Genomic DNA, 17,637 nt, shown 5'->3' on the forward strand with positions numbered 1-17,637 from the left:
AACTATGAACACAACAGCAGCGTTAAAAAAGACCAAGAAACAATTGCACGAGTCGGGGTTTAAATTAACTCCTCAGCGAGAAGCGACGTTGTTGGTCTTATTAGAAAATGAGAAAGACCATTTATCCGCAGAAGAGATTTTCTTTTTTGTGCGAAAAAAAAATTCTGAGATTGGCTTGGCAACCGTCTATCGAACATTGGAGATCTTAACGGATCTGAAAATTGTCGATAAAGTCAGCTTTAATGACGGTGTCGCTCGCTATGATCTACGTAAAGAAGGTGCCAAACACTTTCATCATCACTTGTTGTGTTTGGAATGCGGCAATATTGAAGAAGTCGAAGAGGATCTGCTGGGCAGTGTCGAAGAGATCGTTGAACAAAAGTACCATTTTTTAGTAAAGGATCATCGGTTGACCTTTCATGGTGTCTGTCAAAAGTGCCAAAGCAAAGCCGAGTGATTGTACTTTGGCGATCTTAAATAAACGTTTGTTATCACCCGAATGATAGTCAGATGGTTTCCAATAGGAAGAGTGCTCTTTTTTCCGATTTGAAAGAAACCGAAAAATCTGCTATGATTCGGGTGTTTCCTTGGGCAAAAGATACGGGTAGATGCCTCTTTTTTATTGGCAAGCTACTATCTTAACGAGCCAGAATTTGATATGATAAAAAAGCTGAAAGTAGAGGAAGCCCATGAACGAACAAATCATTGATTATCTTCATTATTTGACCATTGAGCGCGGGCTATCCCAAAATACCCGTGCCAGCTACCAGCGAGATCTGCAACAGTATCTTGCGTTTTTACAAAAAAAACAAGTCACTCAGTGGCAGCAGATCGACCGAGTGATCGTTTTGTCTTTTTTGCAAAGTCTGCAAGAAGCGGGAAAATCCTCGGCAACCGTGATTCGGATGGTTTCCAGTTTGCGAAGGTTCCATCAATTTTTGCGTCAAGAACGGTTTACCGATCATGATCCAATGCAGCATATTGATTCACCAAAAAAACAGCAGAAGCTGCCTGATACCTTGAGTTTACAAGAAGTGGAGCGGTTGATCGAAACACCGGATACGCGAGCAGTTTTGGGCATCCGTGACCGAGCGATTTTGGAAGTGATGTATGCGACGGGCTTGCGCGTCAGTGAGTTGATCGGGTTAAAATTAAACGATCTGCATTTAAGTATGGGATTGTTGCAAACAACCGGAAAAGGCGACAAAGAACGGATCGTTCCATTAGGGGACTTAGCGATTCAATGGATCGAAACCTATCTCAGCGATGCGCGTCCGTATTTGACGAGAAAAACGCCGGATGAAAGCCATCTGTTTGTAAACAACCATGGTACGCAACTGTCTCGTCAAGGGATCTGGAAAAATTTAAAAGCCTTGGTTCGACAAGCTGGGATCACCAAGAATGTGACTCCCCATACGCTGCGCCATAGTTTTGCGACCCATCTATTAGAAAACGGGGCAGATCTACGAACGGTTCAAGAGTTGCTAGGGCACGCAGACATCTCGACCACTCAGATTTACACGCATATAACGAAGAAACGGATGACGGAAGTGTACAAGCAGCACTTTCCGCGCGCCTAGAAATCGAGGATGGAATGGAAGAAATCAAAATAAAATTAGCTGTCTTTGAAGGACCGTTGGATTTGCTGCTTCATTTGATCAAAAAACTGGAGATCGATGTTTATGATATTCCAGTTGCTACCATCACCGAACAATACATGCAGTACATCCATGCCATGAAAATTTTAGAATTAGAAGTCGCTGGAGAGTATTTAGTCATGGCGGCGACTTTGATGGCGATCAAAAGCCAGATGCTGTTGCCTAAACAAGAGTTGATTGCTGAAGTCGAAGAGTACGAAGAAGATCCGCGGGATATGCTGGTGGCACAACTGCTAGAATACCGAAAATTTAAGTACGCAGCCGAACAGCTTTCAGAAAAAGCGGAAGAGCGCAGTTTGTATTACACGAAAGATCCGATGGATGTCGATGAATACAAAGAGGAAGAAGATCAATTAAGAGCCAATCAATTCAACACGATCGATCTCTTTTTGGCTTTTCAAAAAATGATCGAGAAAAAGAAAAATCGCCAAGTACTAGAAACCAAGATTTCTCCTGATGAAAGCACCATCGATGAAAAGATGGCGGCGATTCAGTTGGAGATGCAACATGTGAGTGCTAAAAAAGGCCGCAGCTTTGATTCGTTTTTTACTTCTTACAATAAAACAGAAGTTGTGGTAACCTTTATGGCACTGTTAGAATTAATGAAAAAAGGAACGATTCGAGTAGAGCAATCAGACAATTATGCGTCGATTCTGCTCTATCCAACAGGTAAAGAAGATGAGTAAATATAGTGAATTAGAAGCGATCTTATTCGTCGTCGGTGATGAGGGGATCGGACTTGAAGAACTGAGTTATTTAGTCAAAAGTAATACTGCCAGTGTCTATCAGCATTTGCAGGAACTAAATCAGCAATATGAAGAAAATGAACATACCGCGTTGCATATTCTAGAAGTTGGCAATCATTTTATTTTAACCACTAAAAAGCAATTTGCCCCTTTATTGAAGAAATACGCCGAATCACCGATGGGGAGTTCATTGTCGCAAGCCGCTTTGGAAACTTTGTCGATCATTGCTTATAAGCAACCGATCACTCGGATGGAAGTAGAAGAGATTCGCGGCGTTCAATCCAGCGGTTCGGTCCAAAAACTGGTGGCAAAGCGGCTGATTGAAGAAAAGGGACGCGTGGACGGACCAGGACGAGCGATCCTATACGGTACGACGGAATACTTTATGGATTATTTTGGCTTAAAAAGTTTGGCTGAATTGCCTGACATCCAATCAATGGAAGATGAACTTGAAGAAGATGCACCGTTTGATCTTTTTTACGACCGCTACAAACAAGCAGAAACAGAAGGAGAATGAAGATGGAACGTTTGCAAAAAGTGATTGCCCATGCCGGCATCACCTCAAGAAGAAAAGCTGAAGGATTGATAACCGAAGGCCGTGTGCGAGTCAATGGACAAGTAATCAAAGAATTAGGGGTCCAAGTCGGTTCAAAAGACGTCGTTGAAGTGGACGGCGTTCCGATCGAACAAGAACAACATGTCTATTATCTGTTCTATAAACCTCGTGGCGTGATCTCAGCTGTAACAGATGATAAAAAACGCAAAGTCGTTTTGGATTATTTTGCTGAAGTCCCTGAACGGGTGTATCCAGTCGGCCGCTTGGACTATGATACCTCCGGTTTGCTGCTACTGACAAATGATGGGGAATTGTCACAGACACTGATGCATCCAAAACACGAAGTCGAAAAAGTGTATGTTGCCAAGGTCAAAGGCATTGCGGATAAAAAGCAACTGCTCCCATTGACAAAAGGAATTCGGATCGAAGGGCGTAAGACCGCGCCTGCTCGCTTTGAAATCTTATCGACAGACCAAACGGCACAATCTAGTATTGTGCAATTGACGATCCACGAAGGTCGCAATCATCAAGTCAAAAACATGCTAAAAGCAGTTGGTTTGCCTGTACAAAAACTAAAACGGGAAAACTATGGTCCGTTAGATTTAAAAGGTCTTCGTCCAGGGGAATACCGAGAGTTGTCGAAGAAAGAAGTCAGCCAGCTGAAAAACAGTGCAAAATAGTTGAAAAGTATCTGAAAACGTAACTATTGTTAATGTTTAGATTTTGTGTATAATAGAACATGTAATAAATAGAATAAAGGTTCGTCTTCAGGGGCAGGGTGCAATTCCCGACCGGTGGTTATAGTCCACGACCTATTTCTTCGGAAATAGCTGAATCGGTGAAATTCCGATACCGACAGTACAGTCTGGATAAAGAAGATAGAGCGTATTTGATTTGCTTATGGCTATTTCGAATGCCCTCTTTTTTCCCTGTGGAAAAAAGAGGGCATTTTTTGTCTGGCGCCGACAAGAAAGCCGAGGAAATTTAATAGGTTCGTTTGAAGAGGAATCCTGAACTTAGGAGGATTTATACTGATGAACAACAAAACAAGAAAAATGGTGACGATCGCCATGTGTGCTGCTATGGGAACAATTTTGCAATTTATCGCTTTTCCAATTTTTCCGGCATTCAGCTTTTTAAAGATCGATTTTAGTGATATTCCCGTGATGATCATGATGTTTTTATTTGGTCCTTGGAGTGGGGTAGTGACTGCCTTCATTCGTTCGGTCCTGCATTTGTTCTTATCTGGTTTTTCACCTGCTGATATGGTGGGAGATACGGCAAGCTTTTTAGCATCATGTGCCTTTACTTTGCCAATGTACTACTTTTTCCGCAAAGGTATCCACACCAAAAACAAAATGGTTGGTGTCATCAGCGGTATCTTGTCGGTAACGATTTTTATGAGTGTGGCGAACCTATTTGTGATCACACCGCTTTATCTACGCTTTTTCGGGGTCACAGCCGATCAATTTTTAGGGATGTCTTTGCCGCAATATGTGGCGATCGGGATTTTACCCTTCAATTTGGTTAAAGGAGCGATCGTCAGTGCCGTCTTTTTAGCACTACATGCCAAACTGCTCCCATGGTTGGCTCGTAAGCAGCCCCATCATTCTGCTATAGGAAAATAAAAAATGAGCCGACTTGCTGTGGCAGACGAAAGGTCTGTTAATGGCAGGTCGACTTTTTTATTTTTCTATAAGGATCGCTCTGGTGGGGCATTTGCGATAAGCAGTTTTGACTTTTTCTTGTTGTTCTTCTATGATAAACTGTTGCCGTGCACTCGGTTCTTGGGCAAATAAAACGATCCCATCTTCATCATAATCGAAGATCTCGGGAGCATAGATCGCACATAGTCCACAAGCAATGCAGCGCTCAGGAACAATTTTACAGCGTTGTGACATTTTTTAGTCCTTTCTGGGAGGAAGATATGGATTCTTTTATTTTAGCGCTGTTTTCTGATACTGACAAGTTGCGTCCATCGACACTTTATCAAATTCTCATTGGTAAGCGCACTAGCTCTGTCTTGAGTTATGCCTTTTTTTATGATCGATTAGGTCTTTTTCAAGCGTTGCCACAGTTGAATGAGAGGGAGTATCAACAGACGATCGCTGACTTGATCCAACAAGGGATGCTAAGTCGAGATTCAGATGGTCTGCTGCTCAAAAGGACCGCTGCAAATTATGAACAGTCAAGAGAAATGTTGTTGCATCATACGGATTATTTTCGGTATGGACGAACGACGGAGGAGGCGTGGCGTTTTGTCCGACTGCTGGTTCAAGCAGCTGCATATCAAGAGGTGACGAATCAGTATATTCCTGTTGAGAACACGCCTTTATATACAGAACCTGTGCGTCGACTGATCCATCAATACCCTGAAATCAAAAAGATCACTCATCGAGAACTTTCGGCAGTTTTTGCCCAACTTCCCGCAGAAGTCGCAGATTTTTTAGCGGGTACCTTATCTGGTCCTGATCTTCTGGGGCAGGCGTTTTTCCAACTTTTGCCAGAATCTGTACAAGGTAAGCCTTGGGACAATCTTTATGTAGGAGCTGCGATCCATCAATTTTTAGCCCTGGTTGAAAAAGAGTCTCAGATGGTTCTGTTTCAAGGATTGTCGCCTTTTCTAAATAGGAATCTGAATCAAAGTATGCTGGAAAGTCGTGCATTGTTCTTGCAAGGAGCTTCTGTTGAGCAGATCATGGAAAAAAGAAGGATCAAACGAGGAACCGTTAATGATCATTTGATTGAGTGGGCACTGCTTGATCCGACATTTCCGTATCAGCGCTTTGATACATCATTGATGAATAAGCTGCCAGCAACTTCTTGGAAAAACAGCTATCAAGAATTACAGGAGCTTCTTACGACTGATTTTTTGACGATTCGTTTGTTACAGATTGCTCAGAAACGGGGGATTCGATGTTAGAAAACGCACTGAATCAGTACTTTGGCTTCAAAACATTTCGTCAAGGACAAAAAGAAGTCATCGAAAGTGTTTTAGCGCAGCAAGATACGTTAGCGATTTTGCCTACCGGGAATGGCAAAAGTCTCTGTTATCAGCTGCCAGGGTACCTCATAGATGGCATCGTAATCATTATCTCACCGCTTGTTTCTTTAATGGAAGATCAAGTCTATGGCCTACAAAAGCAAGGGGAAAAACGCGCGATTGCGTTTAATAGTCAACTGGACCCTACCGATCGTCACTATGTGATGCAGCATTTATCGCAGTACAAATTTTTGTTCTTAAGTCCAGAAATGATCGTGCAAGAAGCCATTTTGCAGCAACTCGAACGAGCTAAGATCGCTATGCTCGTGGTGGATGAAGCTCATTGTGTTTCCCAATGGGGCATTGATTTTCGACCAGAGTACTTGCAGCTTGGTGAAGTAAAAAAACGTTTGAAGACACCCGTCACATTAGCATTGACGGCTACTGCTACGGCGCAAGTCGAAGCAGATATTCGGCAAGTGTTGTTAGCAAAGAATGCCAATGTCTACCGTTATTCGATGAACCGCAGCAATATCGGCTTGTTCGTAGAGAAAACGTCAGACAAAGATGCGGCATTAGCAGACTATCTCAGCCGCTTAGGCGGGGCTGGGATCATCTATTGTTCCACAAGAAGCAAAGTCGAAGAAGTCTATAACAAACAGCGTCAGCGCTATTCGGTAGGCTATTATCATGGTGGTCTAGCGAGCGATCAAAGAAAAACGTTGCAGCAGCAGTTTTCTCAGAATAAACTAAAATTGCTCGTCGCAACCAATGCGTTTGGGATGGGGATCAATAAAGAAGATATTCGTTTTGTAATCCATTATGACTTGCCTGATTCGCTGGAAAACTACAGTCAGGAAATCGGTCGAGCAGGCCGCGATGGCAAACAAAGCAGTGCGATCTTGCTTTATCAGGAACACGATGAGCAGATTCACTACTTCTTTCAGCGAGAAAACAAAGAAGAACGCCGTGCTTTAGAACGAATGGATCAGAAAAAGATGAAAGGACCTTTGACACCGCTGCAAGAAAAATGGCAGAAGAAGATGAAGGAGTTGGGGGCTGCGTTTTGGCTGGAAACGCTAAAACAAAACGAACAGCAAAAGCAAGAACAATTACAAAAAATGTTGGCTTATATTCATTTTACCGGCTGTCGTCGCCAGTTTTTATTGGCGCACTTTGGGGAAGAAGCATCAGCAAATCCTTATTGTTGCGACAATGACGGGATCGAATTGGCAGTGGAAGAAGAGCTTTTAGAAAAAAAAGTCATCCTTCATTGGCAAGAACGTTTAATAAAAATTTTTAAAGATATAAATTGAATCGTATTTTGCAGGACAGTTTTTATTTACCTATGGTATAATACATCGGAAGGAAACTAGGAGGGAATACGAGTGAGCAAGAAAGACAATGACTACAATTCAGAAAATCAAGAACCGTGGGAACAACCAATCTATGATACAGAATACGATGATTCTGCATCAAGATCCCAACAAAGAAAACAAAAGCGTGGGAATTCACTCTTTTTGACGATCGTTTTAGTTTTGCTTTTCTTGATCGTGGCAATTCCGGTTGGTGCCGGTATTTGGGTATTGAATCATAACAGTGATGCCCCGACCGCAGCAAGTTCAAGCAGTACAGTAGAAAGTACGACAGAATCTTCGACAACCGAGTCATCAACAACGGAATCATCAACTGCTGAATCGACAAGTGAAACGAGTTCGTCAACAAGTGAATCAAGTTCTTCATCAAGCAGTAGCAGTTCTGCACCAGCTTCAACGACGCCATCAAGTAGTAGTGAGCCGGCTCAACAAGAAAACAATGCAGGGCAAGACACTACGCAAAATAATCAAGGGCAAGGAGCGACTGGTACCGAGGAATACACGACGGTGCAAGCAGGTGAAGGTCCTGAACAAGTGGCAGCCCGTACAGGCATCTCAGTTGAAACCCTATATCAATTAAATGGGATTGATCCAAACAACTACATGCTATACCCTGGCGACACATTACGAATTAAATAAAAAACCGCTTTGGCGGTTTTTTTTCTTGGTAGGAAGAAGCCAAGGTGAACGATAAGCAGAAACGATGAAGGAATACACATCGTTGGGAAACGAGGAGTAAGAAAAATGAAAAAAATCAACATCGCTATTGATGGTCCGGCGTCATCTGGGAAAAGTACCGTGGCAAAAATCATCGCCAATGATTTAGGGTTTATTTATACAGATACCGGGGCCATGTACCGCAGCATCACGTATTTGGCCTTAAAAAGCGGCTGTTCATTAGAGGATGAAGCGGCGATCGCTGCTTTGATCGATCAATACCCCATCACTTTTGAACCGACTGAACACGGTCAAGAGGTCTTTGCAGGAGGAGAGCAAGTCACAGAAGCGATCCGTCAGCCAGAAGTAACCAACGCAGTTTCGAAGGTATCGGCATACCCTGCGATCCGCGAAAAACTAGTCCAACAACAGCAGATGATCGCTAAAGATGGCGGTGTCGTGATGGATGGCCGCGATATTGGTACGGCGGTTTTACCACAAGCAGAAGTCAAGATTTTTCTGGTAGCAAGTGTGGAAGAACGGGCGCAGCGCCGTTTCAAAGAAAATCAGCAAAAAGGGATCGGTACCGATTATGAAACTTTAAAAGAAGAGATTCAGCAAAGAGATTACTTGGATTCTCATCGGGAAGTCTCCCCTTTGAAACAAGCAACAGATGCCGTTCGAATTGACACCTCCGGTTTAACAATCGAGCAAGTCGTAGAAGCGATCAAAAAAACGATCCAAGAAAAGATCGACTAGCGAAAACAATGGGTGTTCCCCATTGTTTTTTTATTTTTCCTACGAAAAAGATGAAAGCAAGCAAGAAAACAGACGTGAAAAGACTTTTTCAACGAAAAAACCGTAGTTTTTTAGGAAAATAAGAGAAATCGCTTTATTTTTTTTTCATTCTATTTTAAACTAAAAGATGTAGTGCAATTATTGCAGAATTGTTGGTTAGGAGGACATGAGAGATGACAGAATTTGAAAATAATCAGGTTGAGAGTGGAAATGAATCAATGGAAGCCGCTTTAGACAATTTCCAAGAAGTAAAAGTTGGAGATATCGTTAAAGGCGAGGTATTGGCCATTGAGGATAAACAAGCGATCGTAGGGATCGAAGGCGCCGGTGTCGAAGGCGTTGTTCCTGCAAAAGAATTATCGACTTTACCTGTTGAAGACATCAACGAAGCAGTCAAAGTAGGGGATGTCTTAGAATTAGTTGTGATTTCAGCAATTGGGAAAGACAAAGAAAATGGCAGCTATCTCCTTTCTAAACGTCGCTTAGATGCGAAAAAAGTTTGGGAAGATATCGAAAAAGATTTCCAAGAAGGAAAAATCATCGAAGCACCAGTCACCAACGTCGTTAAAGGCGGATTAGTGGTTGACGTAGGGGTTCGTGGGTTTGTTCCAGCATCAATGGTCGAAGATCATTTTGTTGCGGATTTTGAAGATTACAAAGGGAAAACATTGACCTTTAAAATCGTTGAGATCGAGCCTTCTGAAAACCGCTTGATCCTTTCTCATAAAGCTGTTGTTGAAGCAGAAAAAGCAAAACAAAAAGAAGCTTTACTAGCTGATTTATATGAAGGACAAGAAGTAGAAGGGAAAGTAGCTCGTTTGACTGACTTTGGTGCCTTCGTGGACCTAGGCGGCATCGATGGACTTGTCCATGTCTCTGAAATTTCACATGGGCATGTTGGCAAACCGAGTGACGTTTTGTCTGTTGGAGATACCGTCAACGTCCGTATCTTATCTGTTGATGCAGACAAAGAACGTGTGTCTCTTTCAATCAAAGACACATTGCCTGGACCTTGGACCAATATTGAAGAACAAGCGGCTGTTGGCAGTGTCTTAACTGGGACTGTTAAACGTTTGACAAGCTTCGGTGCGTTTGTGGAAGTCTTCCCAGGTGTTGAAGGGCTGATCCATATTTCACAAATCTCCCATAAACACATTGCGACACCACATGAAGTCTTACAAGAAGGCGATGAAGTGCAAGTGAAAGTGCTCGAAGTGAACCCTTCAGAACACCGAATCGCATTAAGTATTAAAGCATTAGAAAAAGCCGAAAACACCAATGAAACACAAGAAGTTTCAGAGGATGATTATCAATTGCCAGAAGAATCAACTGGGTTTACCATGGGTGATATCTTAGGCAATGCCTTAAAAGACAGCGACGAAGAGTAATTGTATGCCATCAGCTTATAACGATTCGATGTTTGAATTTGTTATAAGCTGATTTTTTGTTTGCCGAGAAAGCTTGCAACTTTCCATGGCTTTAGGTAAACTAAGTAAGATTGAATACAAGAAGCAGCGTACAAGGACTGCTTTTTTAAATGGAGGGTAAAAAATGTCAAATCCAACAATAGCGATCGTTGGACGTCCGAATGTGGGGAAATCGACCATTTTCAACCGGATAGCTGGAGAACGAATTTCGATCGTTGAGGATACTCCAGGAGTGACCAGAGATCGTATTTATGCCACTGGTGAATGGCTAGGCCGTGAGTTTAGCGTAATCGATACTGGTGGGATCGATTTAAGTGATGAGCCGTTTATGGATCAAATCAAGCATCAAGCAGAAATCGCCATCGATGAAGCAGATGTCATTGTTTTTATTACGAGTGCTCGTGAAGGAGTAACAGATGCTGACGAGCTTGTGGCTCGTTTGTTATACAAAAGCAACAAACCCGTGATTTTAGCGGTCAACAAAGTTGATAATCCCGAGATGCGCAACGATATCTATGAATTTTATGGTTTAGGTCTGGGCGATCCATACCCAATCTCAGGAAGTCATGGATTAGGGATCGGTGATGTCCTAGATGAAGCAGTCAAACACTTTACCAATGAAGCGGAAGAAGAAGACGATTCCATCATCAAGTTTAGTTTGATCGGTCGACCAAACGTCGGGAAATCCTCTTTGATCAATGCGATTCTTGGAGAAGAGCGAGTAATTGTTTCAGATATCGAAGGAACGACTCGTGATGCGATCGATACCCATTTTACCAGCGAAAGCGGTCAAGAATTTACCATGATCGATACCGCCGGCATGCGTAAAAAAGGGAAGGTCTACGAATCTACTGAAAAATACAGTGTCATGCGAGCAATGCGGGCCATTGAACGCTCAGACGTCGTCTTGATGGTCTTGAACGCCGAAGAAGGAATTCGCGAGCAAGACAAACGGATCGCTGGCTATGCCCATGAAGCAGGCCGTGGAATCATTATCGTTGTCAATAAATGGGATACATTGAAAAAAGAAACGAATACGATGCGTGATTTTGAAGAAGAAATCAGAGATGAATTCCAATATTTGGATTATGCACCAATCATTTTCGTTTCCGCAGTGACGAAACAGCGCTTGAATAAGTTGCCGCAGTTGATCGAAGAAGTCAGCATGAATCAAAACATGCGTATTCCATCTGCGTTGTTGAATGACGTCATTATGGATGCGGTGGCGATCAACCCAACACCAACAGACAAAGGCAAACGTTTGAAGATTTTTTATGCGACGCAAGTGGCTGTCAAACCGCCAACTTTTGTTATTTTTGTCAACGAAGAAGAACTGATGCATTTCTCTTATGCGCGTTTCTTAGAAAATCAAATCCGCAAGGCATTCACTTTTGAAGGAACGCCGATTCGGATCATTCCACGCAGAAGAAAATAGAGATTTTATCATACTTTGTTTCTTTTTACAAAGAAATCTGTCCTTTTCTAGAAAAATGGGAAAAAACCAAAAAAAAACCCCCTAAAAACGTTAAAATCCTTGATATTACAAGGTTCTTATGATAACGTTATATCAGAATATTGATGGTAATCAATATTTGACAAAAACCTTGGACCACTCAAGATTTTTGTTGATGCATGACATCAAAAAAAATATCAGGAGGTGAAACCATCCATGGCAAATAAAGCAGAATTAATCGAAAAAGTTGCAGCAGCTACTGACTTAACTAAGAAAGACGCAACTGCAGCAGTAGACGCTGTATTCTCAACAATTCAAGACGCTTTAGCTAACGGTGAAAAAGTTCAATTGATCGGCTTTGGTAACTTTGAAGTTCGTTCTCGTGCAGAACGCAAAGGACGCAACCCACAAACTGGTGAAGAAATCAAGATCCCTGCTAGCAAAGTACCTGCATTCAAACCAGGTAAAGCTCTTAAAGACGCAGTGAAATAATTGAGTCTTGTAGAAACCCTTGAGTAATCAAGGGTTTTTTCTTTTGTCTAACTAGGGACTGCCACCATGCAGGCGGAACGAATGGGAAAAGAATCGGTTGTTATTGTCAGAAAATTCAAAATTATTTTTTGTTTTTCTTTTGATCTAAAAAAAACAATGGTTGCTGGCACACCTCATTTTTCACGCAAGATTAAAGGTGATTTAAAAGTCATTTTTATCAAAATAAGCAAGCGATTAAATGACATCTGATGTGAGAAAGGGTTCCTTAGAATTGTCATTATTGAAAAAAAATTCAGAAAATTCGTTGACAAGTGATTTTGCAAAGGGTATATTGGTAAACAATTACAAGAACGTTACTATTTCTAATGAAGGAGCCATTTTCTATGCGCAATTTTAATCAATATTTATTAGTCATTATTATTGATACCAGGACTTAGAACACGGAAGCAAAAATTATCCGTTTGTTTGAGTCCTATTTGCGTAAGTAAAATGGGATTCTGGCAAAGCATCCCAGTTTTTTATAACCGGGATGCTTTTTTTTATTCCAAAATGCAGGAGATGATGAGTGTGAGAAGTGATCAAATTAAAAAAGGGATCGATGCAGCGCCAGCTAGGAGTCTGCTCTATGCCACAGGACAAGTTAAAAATATCCATGATATGAACAAGCCATTTATTGCGATATGTAATTCCTATATCGATATCGTGCCTGGGCATGTGCATTTACGGGAGTTAGCAGATATCGCAAAAGAAGCGATTCGTGAAGCTGGCGGCATCCCTTTCGAGTTCAATACAATCGGCGTAGATGATGGCATTGCTATGGGACATATCGGTATGCGATATTCGCTACCTAGCCGAGAATTGATCGCTGATTCTGCAGAAACCGTCATCAATGCCCACTGGTTTGACGGCGTATTTTATATCCCAAATTGTGACAAGATCACTCCTGGCATGATCTTAGCAGCCATGCGGACCAACGTACCAGGAATTTTTTGTTCCGGCGGTCCTATGAAAGCCGGCATTGATCCTCGGGGACATCAAATAACCTTATCTTCCATGTTTGAAGCCGTTGGGACGTACAAGACGGGTAATATGACAAAAGAAGATTTTGAGTTTATGGAACAAAATGCCTGTCCGACTTGCGGTTCCTGTGCAGGGATGTTTACTGCCAATTCAATGAACTGTCTCTTAGAGATCTTAGGATTGGCAATGCCAGGCAATGGTACGATTCTTGCCGTGTCTGAAGAACGACGAGAACTAGTTAGACAAGCCGCCTTTAAGTTGATGGATCTTGTTGAAAAACAAGTGAAACCTCGAGACATCGTGACCAAAGAAGCTATTGATGATGCCTTCGCTTTAGACATGGCGATGGGGGGTTCCACCAACACAGTGCTGCATACATTAGCGATCGCCAATGAAGCTGAGATCGATTATGACTTAAGACGGGTCAATGAAATCGCTAAAAGAGTGCCTTATCTCTCAAAAATCGCGCCATCATCAGCCTATTCGATGCACGATGTTCATGAAGCTGGCGGCGTTTCAGCGATCATTCGGGAGCTATGTGATATCGAGGGAGCGATTCATCCCGATCGACCGACTGTTACCGGTAAGACGTTGCGAGAAAATGTCGCTGAAGCGAAGATCCACAACGAAGAAGTTATCCATCCGAAAGAAAACCCGTATAGTCCAGTTGGCGGTCTATCGATCTTGTACGGAAACATCGCCCCAGAAGGCAGTGTCATCAAAGTTGGCGGGGTCGATCCAAGTGTACAAGTATTCAAAGGGAAAGCGATCTGTTTTGATTCTCATGATGAAGCAGTTGCTGCCATCGACAATCATACCGTACAAAAAGGACATGTTGTAGTGATCCGCTATGAGGGACCAAAAGGAGGACCAGGTATGCCAGAAATGTTGGCGCCTACCTCAAGCATCGTTGGTCGTGGGTTAGGCAAAGATGTCGCCTTGATTACAGACGGCCGTTTTTCAGGAGCGACGCGGGGGATCGCAGTTGGACATATTTCTCCGGAAGCTGCAGCCGGTGGTCCATTAGGACTAGTCAACGATGGCGATGAGATCATTATTGATTTGCCAAATCGAACGCTAAATCTGCAAGTTTCAGAAGAAGAGCTTGCCAAGCGTGCGCAAGAACGACCGAAGTTTCGTTCAAAAGTAAAAAAAGGATGGCTTGCACGTTATACCGCTTTAGTGACCTCTGCGAATACGGGCGGGATTATGCGAGTACCTGATGAGGAGGAGTAGCAATGGAAAACATCGACTATCAAGCATCGCATCTAAGGACTGGCGCGCAAGTGTTAGTGGACAGCTTGCAAGAGCAAGGCGTCGAAATGATCTTTGGCTACCCGGGTGGCGCCGTCTTACCGTTATATGACCAATTATATGATGCAGCGATTCCGAATATTTTGACGCGTCACGAGCAAGGCGCGATCCACGCCGCTGAAGGCTATGCCAAAGCTACTGGCAATGTTGGGGTCGTTTTAGTGACAAGTGGTCCAGGTGCTACGAATGTCGTCACGGGCATTGCCGATGCTATGAGCGATTCCGTACCGTTGGTGGTTATCACGGGGCAAGTGGCCGTACCAGGAATTGGCAAAGACGCTTTTCAAGAAGCGGATATTCTAGGTATCACGTTGCCGATCACGAAACACAATTACCAAGTCCGTTGTGTGGATGACTTACCGAAAGTGATCGCTGAAGCCTTTCACATCGCTTCAACTGGGCGTAAGGGACCTGTTGTGATCGACCTTCCGAAAGATATTACATTGCAAGAAACCGCTGAAACCTGCTCATTGCCGATCACAAGGAAAAGTTATCAACCGAATGCAGAGCCTTCCCGTCTGCAAATTGAAAAATTGATGCACGTTTTAGAAAAAGCACAGCGACCAGTGGTACTGGCTGGTGCAGGCGTGATCGCGGCTGAAGCTGCGGCTGAATTAAATGCATTTATTGCCAAGTACAAGTTGCCGACAGTCACAACGTTGCTCGGCTTAGGCTTACTGCCAAATGATCATCAATTTTTCTTGGGCATGGGCGGTATGCATGGAACGTATGCGGCGAACATGGCTTTATCAGAAGCCGATTTGATTATCAATATCGGCTCTCGCTTCGATGATCGCTTAGCGACTGCCGGCAGTCAGTTCGGCAAGCAGGCCATCGTTGCTCATATCGACATCGACCCGGTGGAGATTGGCAAGATTGTAGAGACAAAGATCCCAATCGTCGGCGATGCCAAGGCTGCTTTGCAACAGATGCTACGGTATCCGCCAACTAGAGGAACGTGGTCTGCTTGGTCGGATCTATGCCAAACACGGAAGACGGAAAAACCTTATCGCTATGATCGCACTCAAGCACAAGAAATCAAACCGCAAAAAGTCATCGAAGAAGTAGGGCGTTTGACCAAAGGAGAGGCTTACGTCATCACCGATGTTGGGCAGCATCAAATGTGGGTCGCGCAGTATTATCCGTTTCGCTTTCCTAAGCAGTTGATCACCAGTGGCGGACTAGGCACGATGGGCTATGGTATCCCTGCGGGAATTGGCGTCCAATTTGCTCATCCAGAAAAAATGGTCGTGGTGTTTGTTGGCGATGGCGGGTTCCAAATGACAAACCAGGAATTTGCTATTTTGAATGAGTATGGCTTGAATGTCAAATTTGTTTTGTTGAATAATCGTTCGTTAGGAATGGTCCGCCAATGGCAAGAAACATTTCATGGCAAACGACGCTCTGCCTCTGTTTTTGCACAGCAACCTGATTTTGTTAAACTAGCACAAGCTTATGGCATCGAAGGCTGTCGGATCGATGAACCCACTCAGCTTTCTGCTATGCTAGCGGAAGCTTTTGCACATACGGGGCCGCAACTGATCGAAGTAATGGTCTCGCCCTCAGAGCATGTGTTGCCGATGATCCCACCGGGGAAAGCCAATCATGAAATGATGGGGGTCTAAGGGGATGAAACGGGTATTAGCAGCAATCGTCCATAATGAAGCAGGTGTTTTGAGCCGCATCACGAGTGTCTTAAACCGCCGGCAGGTCAATATCGAGAGTATTTCTGTCGGCACAACGGAACGGCCAGAGTTTTCACGAATGACGATCATCGTCAACGTGAACGATTTGGCAGAAACAGAACAAGTGACCAAGCATTTAAATAAACAAATAGATGTCTTGAAGGTTTCTGATATTACAGAAGTTCCTCATATCGAACGAGAGCTGGTGCTGATCAAAGTCAATGCACCAACCACTAGCCGCTCGGAGATCCAAGCAGTGATTGATCCGTTTCGAGCGCACATTGTCGATGTCGCACTGAAAACGATCGTTGTGCAAGTTGCCGGTGATACGAAAAAGGTAGAAGCATGCATCGAAGTTTTGCGTCCCTACGGGATCAAACAGTTGGCACGAACGGGTGTCACTGGCTTTACAAGAGGGTAAGTGCAATTTTGAATTGCTTAAAATAAAGAAAGAATTCGGAGGAAACAAGTATGGTAAAAGTATATTACAACGAGGAAGTTACAGATAATCTAGGAGACAAGAAGATTGCGATCGTCGGCTACGGCTCTCAAGGGCACGCTCATGCGCAAAATTTACGGGACACAGGTCATGAAGTCTTTATCGGCATTCGTGAAGGAAAGTCAGCAGAAGCTGCAAGAAACGACGGATTTGAAGTCTTTCCAGTAGCCGAAGCCACTCAAAAAGCGGACGTAGTCATGATCTTGGCACCCGATGAGATCCAAGGATCGTTGTATAAAAATGAGATCGAACCGAATCTTTCTGCCGGCAATGCATTAGCATTTGCGCATGGTTTTAATATTCATTTTGATGTGATCGCGCCGCCAGAAGAGGTGGATGTGTTCCTAGTTGCGCCTAAAGGACCGGGCCACTTGGTGCGTCGAACCTTTACCGAAGGGTTTGCGGTGCCAGCCTTATTTGCAGTCTATCAAGATGCGACTGGCAACGCACAAGCGACAGCTTTATCTTATGCAAAAGGCATTGGTGCCACACGGGTCGGCGTTTTGGAAACGACCTTTAAAGAAGAGACCGAGACCGATCTTTTCGGGGAACAAGCCGTACTTTGTGGCGGTTTGACCAGCATGATCGAAGCTGGCTTTGAAACATTGGTAGAAGCCGGGTACCAACCGGAATTGGCGTATTTTGAAGTTTGTCATGAATTGAAACTGATCGTTGACTTGATTTATGAAGGAGGATTCAAAAAAATGCGCCATTCGATCTCGAATACGGCAGAGTATGGCGACTACGTTTCCGGTGCTCGGGTGATCACCGCACAAGCCAAAGAAAACATGAAAGCCGTATTGACAGATATCCAAAATGGTCAATTCGCGAAAGGATTCATTGAAGACAATCAAAATGGCTTCCCTGAATTCTATAAAATGCGTGAAGAAAACGGCAACCATCAAATTGAAAAAGTCGGCAGCGAGTTACGGAAAATGATGCCGTTTGTTGCGAAAGATTAGAGGTGGCGCGT

General features: G+C 43.4%; 19 protein-coding genes and 1 riboswitch. Of the genes, 18 read left to right on the top strand and 1 reads right to left on the bottom strand.

All coding sequences use genetic code 11. The features are described 5' to 3' along the window. Positions 1 to 4: 4 nt before the first annotated feature. The 6 genes from A5877_RS14045 to A5877_RS14070 all read left to right on the top strand — a co-directional run bounded on the left by A5877_RS14045 (position 5) and on the right by A5877_RS14070 (position 4,588). Entirely contained in the window at positions 5 to 457 is a 453-nt protein-coding gene (locus A5877_RS14045; RefSeq protein ID WP_005237105.1) for a Fur family transcriptional regulator, read from the top strand. 232 nt (positions 458 to 689) lie between these two features. Beyond that, positions 690 to 1,580 (top strand): site-specific tyrosine recombinase XerD, encoded by an 891-nt coding sequence (gene xerD / locus A5877_RS14050; RefSeq protein WP_005237104.1) that lies wholly within the window; start codon positions 690 to 692, stop codon positions 1,578 to 1,580. A 14-nt stretch (positions 1,581 to 1,594) separates the two neighbouring features. Beyond that, positions 1,595 to 2,344, top strand: a complete 750-nt coding sequence (locus A5877_RS14055) for a segregation/condensation protein A (protein ID WP_008381030.1) — start codon at positions 1,595 to 1,597, stop codon at positions 2,342 to 2,344. Beyond that, the gene (gene scpB / locus A5877_RS14060) at positions 2,337 to 2,921 is read left to right on the top strand and encodes an SMC-Scp complex subunit ScpB (protein WP_005229316.1); all 585 of its coding nucleotides are present in this window, start codon (positions 2,337 to 2,339) and stop codon (positions 2,919 to 2,921) included. Before A5877_RS14055 ends, scpB begins: the two co-directional genes overlap by 8 nt. A 2-nt stretch (positions 2,922 to 2,923) precedes the next feature. Further along, entirely contained in the window at positions 2,924 to 3,640 is a 717-nt protein-coding gene (locus tag A5877_RS14065; protein WP_034872188.1) for a pseudouridine synthase, read from the top strand. 79 nt (positions 3,641 to 3,719) lie between these two features. Further along, a riboswitch (FMN riboswitch) is annotated at positions 3,720 to 3,844 on the top strand. Between the two features lie 150 nt (positions 3,845 to 3,994). Next, the gene (locus A5877_RS14070) at positions 3,995 to 4,588 is read left to right on the top strand and encodes an ECF transporter S component (RefSeq protein ID WP_016613081.1); all 594 of its coding nucleotides are present in this window, start codon (positions 3,995 to 3,997) and stop codon (positions 4,586 to 4,588) included. Positions 4,589 to 4,645: 57 nt separating this feature from the next. Here the strand turns inward: A5877_RS14070 and A5877_RS14075 are convergent, their stop codons facing one another. After that, the gene (locus A5877_RS14075; protein ID WP_005237096.1) at positions 4,646 to 4,861 is read right to left on the bottom strand and encodes a ferredoxin; all 216 of its coding nucleotides are present in this window, start codon (positions 4,859 to 4,861) and stop codon (positions 4,646 to 4,648) included. 26 nt (positions 4,862 to 4,887) lie between these two features. Here A5877_RS14075 and A5877_RS14080 point away from each other — a divergent pair, with 26 nt between their 5' ends. From A5877_RS14080 to ilvC, 12 genes are all read left to right on the top strand, one after another. Next, positions 4,888 to 5,883 carry a helix-turn-helix domain-containing protein gene (locus A5877_RS14080; protein ID WP_086316986.1) on the top strand — a complete coding sequence of 332 codons (996 nt, stop codon included), beginning with the start codon at positions 4,888 to 4,890 and terminating at the stop codon, positions 5,881 to 5,883. Further along, on the top strand, positions 5,877 to 7,259 hold the full coding sequence (locus A5877_RS14085) for an ATP-dependent DNA helicase RecQ (protein ID WP_086316987.1): 1,383 nt from the start codon (positions 5,877 to 5,879) through the stop codon (positions 7,257 to 7,259). Before A5877_RS14080 ends, A5877_RS14085 begins: the two co-directional genes overlap by 7 nt. Before the next feature lie 72 nt (positions 7,260 to 7,331). After that, on the top strand, positions 7,332 to 7,958 hold the full coding sequence (locus A5877_RS14090) for an SAG1386/EF1546 family surface-associated protein (protein ID WP_005237087.1): 627 nt from the start codon (positions 7,332 to 7,334) through the stop codon (positions 7,956 to 7,958). A gap of 105 nt (positions 7,959 to 8,063) precedes the next feature. Further along, positions 8,064 to 8,735 (top strand): (d)CMP kinase, encoded by a 672-nt coding sequence (cmk, locus tag A5877_RS14095; RefSeq protein ID WP_005237085.1) that lies wholly within the window; start codon positions 8,064 to 8,066, stop codon positions 8,733 to 8,735. A gap of 212 nt (positions 8,736 to 8,947) precedes the next feature. Further along, the gene (gene rpsA / locus A5877_RS14100; protein WP_061053908.1) at positions 8,948 to 10,162 is read left to right on the top strand and encodes a 30S ribosomal protein S1; all 1,215 of its coding nucleotides are present in this window, start codon (positions 8,948 to 8,950) and stop codon (positions 10,160 to 10,162) included. 163 nt (positions 10,163 to 10,325) lie between these two features. Next, positions 10,326 to 11,636 carry a ribosome biogenesis GTPase Der gene (der, locus tag A5877_RS14105; protein WP_005237082.1) on the top strand — a complete coding sequence of 437 codons (1,311 nt, stop codon included), beginning with the start codon at positions 10,326 to 10,328 and terminating at the stop codon, positions 11,634 to 11,636. Between the two features lie 234 nt (positions 11,637 to 11,870). Then, positions 11,871 to 12,146 (top strand): HU family DNA-binding protein, encoded by a 276-nt coding sequence (locus A5877_RS14110; protein WP_003126821.1) that lies wholly within the window; start codon positions 11,871 to 11,873, stop codon positions 12,144 to 12,146. An 81-nt stretch (positions 12,147 to 12,227) separates the two neighbouring features. Beyond that, complete coding sequence (locus A5877_RS17235) at positions 12,228 to 12,395, top strand: hypothetical protein (protein ID WP_176273477.1); 168 nt, start codon at positions 12,228 to 12,230, stop codon at positions 12,393 to 12,395. Positions 12,396 to 12,713: 318 nt separating this feature from the next. Beyond that, positions 12,714 to 14,402 (top strand): dihydroxy-acid dehydratase, encoded by a 1,689-nt coding sequence (gene ilvD / locus A5877_RS14120; RefSeq protein ID WP_008381045.1) that lies wholly within the window; start codon positions 12,714 to 12,716, stop codon positions 14,400 to 14,402. A 2-nt stretch (positions 14,403 to 14,404) separates the two neighbouring features. Next, complete coding sequence (ilvB, locus tag A5877_RS14125) at positions 14,405 to 16,105, top strand: biosynthetic-type acetolactate synthase large subunit (RefSeq protein ID WP_086316991.1); 1,701 nt, start codon at positions 14,405 to 14,407, stop codon at positions 16,103 to 16,105. Positions 16,106 to 16,109: 4 nt separating this feature from the next. After that, the gene (gene ilvN / locus A5877_RS14130) at positions 16,110 to 16,586 is read left to right on the top strand and encodes an acetolactate synthase small subunit (RefSeq protein WP_005229349.1); all 477 of its coding nucleotides are present in this window, start codon (positions 16,110 to 16,112) and stop codon (positions 16,584 to 16,586) included. A 50-nt stretch (positions 16,587 to 16,636) separates the two neighbouring features. Next, positions 16,637 to 17,626 carry a ketol-acid reductoisomerase gene (gene ilvC, locus A5877_RS14135; protein ID WP_008381047.1) on the top strand — a complete coding sequence of 330 codons (990 nt, stop codon included), beginning with the start codon at positions 16,637 to 16,639 and terminating at the stop codon, positions 17,624 to 17,626. The last annotated feature ends 11 nt before the right edge of the window (positions 17,627 to 17,637 follow it).

Source organism: Enterococcus sp. 3C7_DIV0644 (assembly GCF_002141235.1).
GTDB lineage: Bacteria > Bacillota > Bacilli > Lactobacillales > Enterococcaceae > Enterococcus_D > Enterococcus_D entomosocium.